Here is a 1331-nt window from a genome sequence, read left to right as displayed (position 1 = left end):
CGGGCGCGGCGCGGGCGAGCCCGCCGCGGCGGTCGGGGGCGACGGACGCCTGTATGTGTTCGTGCGCGACCGGGGGAAGGGCGTGTCGGCGCGGGTGCTGGCCGCGAACGGTGGCGGAAGGGACGGCGGCTGGGGGCCGTGGAGCGCGCTCGGCGGCGGCGAGGTCGTCGAGGGGCTCGCGGCGGTGGCCGGGGTCGGCGGGCGTGTCGACGTGTTCGGGACCGGGCGGGACGCCGTGCACCACTGGTCGCAGGACTCGGCGGGGACGGTGCGTGTGGACGCCTCGCTGCCCGCCGACCGGCCGGTCGGGCCGCCGACGGTGGCCCGCAGCGCGGACGGGCGGCTGACCGTGGTGCACCGGGAGGCCGGGACGGGGCGCGTCGTGGCGCTGAGCGAGCGTGCGCCGGGCGGCGGATGGGCCGAGCCGTTCCCGGTCGCGGGGGTGCAGGGTCCGGACGCCGGGGCGGTGGCCGGGTTCGGGCCGCCGGCCGCGGGCGGTGCGGCGCCGACGGGGCCGGTCGCTGCCGCGTGCACCGCGGACGGTGCGGCGTGGGTCGGGACACTCGACGGCACCGACGGCCCCGGCGGCCCGGTCCTGCCGCCGGGCGGGGCGCTGCCGGGGCCGGTGACGGCAGGTCCCGCGGTCGCGGTCGACGCGCGGGGGCGGATCGTCGTCGCGGGGCTCGGGACGGACGGCGTGCTCAGCGTCGCGGTCAGCGGCGAACCGCCTGGTCAGGGCGCCCAACCAGTAGGCAATTCGGACATTCCATGGCAAACAACCCGCATTACCGAGTGATTCACTGTCCGCAACGACCCGATTCCGACGATCGAAAGCCTTAAGTCGGACATTTCGGATTGCCGCCTCCGATTGAGGCCCAGGTCACATCTCCGTCACGCCACATGACGATGACCTCACGCAATGCCACGAATTTGCACATGCGGTCAACAAACGGCCACCGATGGTAGGAATTCGGACACCTTCTGACGCGCCAGCGTGACAAGGAGTCATACGTTTCCCGCCCCCATGCGGTCGTAAACCTGCTCATCTGATGAGTCGCTTGTGATCTCGCGAGCGGTCTGCCTAACGTGCTCCGCGTCGGTCCCCACACCGACCCCTCCCACCGGAACGCCTAGTTCTGCCGCCGGCCGGGACGGGACAGCTGAGAAAGCAGCCACGGCAGAAGCGGGGGAACCAGGTGCAGTTCCGCCGGTCCGGCCTTGCCGGGTCCGGCTTGGGGTGAAGCCGTGCCCGAAACCGTGTCAGCACACCGGTTTCGCGGGACGGCCGGGCAACTCCAGCCCGAATCCGACAGCTCACCTCGCAGGCGTAG

1 protein-coding gene and 1 riboswitch are annotated in these 1331 nt (G+C 72.9%); the gene reads left to right on the top strand.

Going from position 1 to position 1331, the window contains the following annotated elements; translation table 11 throughout:
• Window positions 1-796: DUF8189 domain-containing protein (locus QI554_RS43305; protein WP_485131025.1), on the top strand; the 796-nt coding region annotated here is incomplete at its 5' end.
• A gap of 364 nt (window positions 797-1160) precedes the next feature.
• A riboswitch (cyclic di-AMP (ydaO/yuaA leader) is annotated at window positions 1161-1331 on the top strand. This riboswitch is flagged as partial in the annotation.

The organism is Yinghuangia seranimata, assembly GCF_029953285.1.
Taxonomy (GTDB): Bacteria; Actinomycetota; Actinomycetes; order Streptomycetales; family Streptomycetaceae; genus Yinghuangia; species Yinghuangia seranimata.
The sequence above is the reverse complement of the archived record's forward strand: the minus strand, read 5'-3'. Positions and strand labels throughout refer to the sequence as shown.